The following is a 3,425-nucleotide window of genomic DNA, read 5'->3' as shown; positions in this document are numbered from 1 at the left end:
TGTTGAGCAATTGCAATTATCAGATGAAGATCAAACTTTAGCTATGAAGCTAAAGAGCCTGATTGATCTCCTTATAATAGGATATGCCAAATCTGAATCGATGTTTGATAAGGATAGAGAGTTTAAAGCCGAGCGATTCTTTGAAGACCTAAAAATCAACTGGGGCCAATACCTTAAGAGCTATTTGGAGACATGGAAATCTGAAAATTACTGAAATGATTTTCCAGCACCTAACTAAGCCAAAGCTCCAGCAACTTATAGGTACATCTGTTTTAGACAGACTGGAACGAATTATTCCGGTTATTAAAGGTGAAGCAACAGATCCTAATGAGATTTATCGGAAGGATACTTTGGTGAAGATTTTTTCTTCTTTTTCTAATTCTTCACTCTTTAAAAACAAGGAATTCGTTAGCGAATTGCTCTTTACAACTCCAGAAGAAATAGTCGATCAAATTTGCCTCGCCACAAACAACTCAGTTCAAAACATAACTTTCGAACAGAAAGTAGATGCTTTGGTAAGCCAAGGCTGGAATGATTTTGATTTTTGTTCCAAATTCCTAACAGTTGCTGGATTGCCAGAATCATTTTTGCCTGTAAAACAGGAGCCTTTTATTGCTGAGGAAGATTGTCCACCACCACAGGCCCCATTCAAAACTCTGAAAGGTTATCAGACAGGAATTTTTCAAGAGAGTATAGAGCTCATTAACATTCTCAATTCCAGGTTTATTATTCAAATGCCTACCGGTTCAGGAAAGACGAGAACATCCATGGAAATAATAGCCGACGTTCTTTGTAAAAAGCCTGAAGGGAGTATTGTTTTTTGGCTGGCACACTCTGAAGAACTATGTGAACAGGCAGTCCAGTGTTTCAAAGAAGTTTGGGAGCACATTGGTAACAAAACTGTAAAATTGTTCAGGGTGTGGGACAAAGGGAAACTTTCATTCACCTTTCCAGAATCGGCATTCATGGTTGGTGGGTTCCAAAAGCTCCATTCTCTGCTTAGAAGAAATCAAGTGCCATTCGATCACTTAAGAAAAAGGATTGATCTTTTGGTTATAGATGAAGCTCATAAGGTACTTGCTCCCACATATCTTGAAGTTACACGTGCATTAATGGGTGAAAATACAAGGGTGATTGGACTTACCGCAACTCCTGGTAGACACATTGATGATCTTGAAGAAAATAAGCGGCTCTCGGACTTCTTTCTAAACAAGATCATTACCATTAGCTCGCCTGACAATAAATCTGTCATTCAGTATTTGCGAGAAAGAAAGGTATTGTCGAAAGCAGTTTTTGACCCATTGGTTACGAATATCAATTATGAGCTTGATGATAAGCAAAAAAAGCACCTAGAAACGTTTTACGATTTCCCTGATGGTCTGCTCAAGACAATTGGAAGTGACGATGTAAGAAACCTTGAAATCATAAAAAGGATTGACAAAGAATACACACAAGGTAAACCTCAAATCATTTTCTTCGCCTGTAGCCTCGAACAATCAAAGTTCATTTGCTCTCTACTCGTTTACATGGGCTATAAAGCCGCTCACGTTGATGGCGGGACGGTAATGCCTATGAGGCAAAAATTGATCGATGATTTTAAAAATGGGAAGATTCAAATTATTTGCAATTTCGGCGTATTATCAACGGGATTTGACGCACCGAAAACTGATGTTGTGTTTATAGCAAGACCAACCAGGTCTATCGTCTTGTATAGCCAAATGATTGGAAGAGGGCTAAGAGGCCCAGCTATTGGCGGAACCGAAAAGTGTAAGATCATTACGGTAAGAGACAACATAACTGGTTTACCTGATGAAGATGATATTTTTGATTACTTCGATGAATACTTTGAGAATTAAATCATGCTCTTCAAAAATGGAATCGATCTTCTTGATAGCCTGAAATCATACCTGTCAGCTAATGATGGTTATATCATTTTCGTGCCCTATATCAAAAATGACAAGTTAGCCGAGCTATTGCACGAGAATAAAAATTGTACCCAAATCGTCGTTCGGTGGTTACCCTTGGATATCATTTCAGGAGCTTCTGATTTGGAAGTATTTGACACCTGTAAGAAGTTTGGGATAACGCTTTATCGAAACCCAAGACTCCATCTAAAAGCCTTTCTCGGCCAAAACAGTTGCTATATAAGCTCAGCAAATATTAGTACAAAAGCTTTGGCTACAAATGAGATTGCTCAATTTAATTATGAATTGGGAACTGTTATGGAAGAAGTAGACCTTAAGTCCAAGGTGTACTTCCATCAAATCCTAATGGAAAGTATTTTAGTTACTAAGGAATTGGTAGAAGCCCTTAAAAGGGAATTGGTCCAAATAGAAAAATCAGATTCGACCAGCGATTTTAGTTCGCCAGTTATTGGTCAATTCCAGGACCCGTTTCTGATTTCTGCCCTTCCCATGACATCCACAGTGGACACTCTTCTCGAAATCTATTCCGGAAAAAAGGAATACTCTAATGAGGAACTTAATTGTGCCGCCCATGATTTGGCTTTGTATGCAATTTCAATGAACCAGAGCCGGGATCATGTCTTAGATCAACTTCGAGTTTCATTCAACCAGCATCCTTTCATTCGTACACTGAAGATGCATATAGAAGGTCAACCCTCCCAGTCGTTAAACTATGGTGGAGTGGTCAGATGGATTCAGAATAACACGACTACTGTTCCAACACCAAAGAGTTGGGAGTTAAAAGAGCAACAGCTTGTTAATTCCTTATATGATTGGATATGTTATTTTGATTCAAACTTTAGATGGGAAAGACCGGGGCATTCACAGATAATTTTTAAGGCTAACTAAGACTATGCAATGGGAGCTTTAATGAATGAGACACAAGCGGCAATTCATCTCGGAATCACAAAAGAGTTGTTGTACGCCTATATTCGCAATGAGCCCAAAGGAGATGGTCGAACTTTAAATACGATAATAAAGGATGGAAAGAATTATTTTGAAGAGACAGAATTAGATGCTTTTGATAGTTTTTTAAAAGAACCATGGGCAGAGCCTGGGGAAAAAAGACCTCCCATTCCAACTTATATTAAAGATTACCTTAAAACCGAAATACAAGGGAAGTGTCCAATCACTGGTAAAGGTTATCCACTACAAGACGCACATATAATTGATTACGCTGATTGCCTAAACCACCATCATCATAACCTTATTCGAATCTGTAGCGAGGTTCATACCAAAGCAGACAATGCGGTAGTACCAAAAGAAGTATTAAAAGAAACGAAGCGACAACTTATCGGTACCTTAAAACAAAGACTCTTACAGGAGGATGAGGGATACCGAAGATCCTTTGCTCCCCCAAAACCAAACTATTTTTTTGTAGGTCGGATGGAAGAACTTCTAGACCTCACAGAAGCAATGGAATTTAATAGCATGGTGATTGTTCAAGGGATTGGGGGAATA

Annotated in this window: 4 protein-coding genes; all 4 read left to right on the top strand. The window is 38.7% G+C overall.

Annotated features, from left to right (window positions below):
• Nucleotides 1-214: hypothetical protein (locus tag RLO81_RS04295; RefSeq protein ID WP_350107734.1), on the top strand; the 214-nt coding region annotated here is incomplete at its 5' end.
• A gap of 1 nt (nucleotide 215) precedes the next feature.
• Nucleotides 216-1,856, top strand: coding sequence for a DEAD/DEAH box helicase (locus RLO81_RS04290; protein WP_350107731.1), 1,641 nt, complete (start codon nucleotides 216-218; stop codon nucleotides 1,854-1,856).
• Nucleotides 1,857-1,859: 3 nt separating this feature from the next.
• Entirely contained in the window at nucleotides 1,860-2,813 is a 954-nt protein-coding gene (locus RLO81_RS04285; RefSeq protein WP_350107728.1) for a phospholipase D-like domain-containing protein, read from the top strand.
• Between the two features lie 21 nt (nucleotides 2,814-2,834).
• The coding region (locus RLO81_RS04280; RefSeq protein ID WP_350107725.1) for a hypothetical protein at nucleotides 2,835-3,425 on the top strand (591 nt) is incomplete at its 3' end.

Source organism: Fulvivirga sp., assembly GCF_040220315.1.
Lineage (GTDB): Bacteria > Bacteroidota > Bacteroidia > Cytophagales > Cyclobacteriaceae > Fulvivirga.
Note: the sequence above shows the minus strand (reverse complement) of the source record. Positions and strands in the feature narration are given on the sequence as shown.

Excerpts from the sequence above, each read along its gene's own strand:
- RLO81_RS04285 (WP_350107728.1), top strand. The coding sequence starts at position 1,860 with ATGCTCTTCAAAAATGGAATCGATCTTCTTGATAGCCTGAAATCATAC.
- RLO81_RS04290 (WP_350107731.1), top strand. The coding sequence starts at position 216 with ATGATTTTCCAGCACCTAACTAAGCCAAAGCTCCAGCAACTTATAGGT.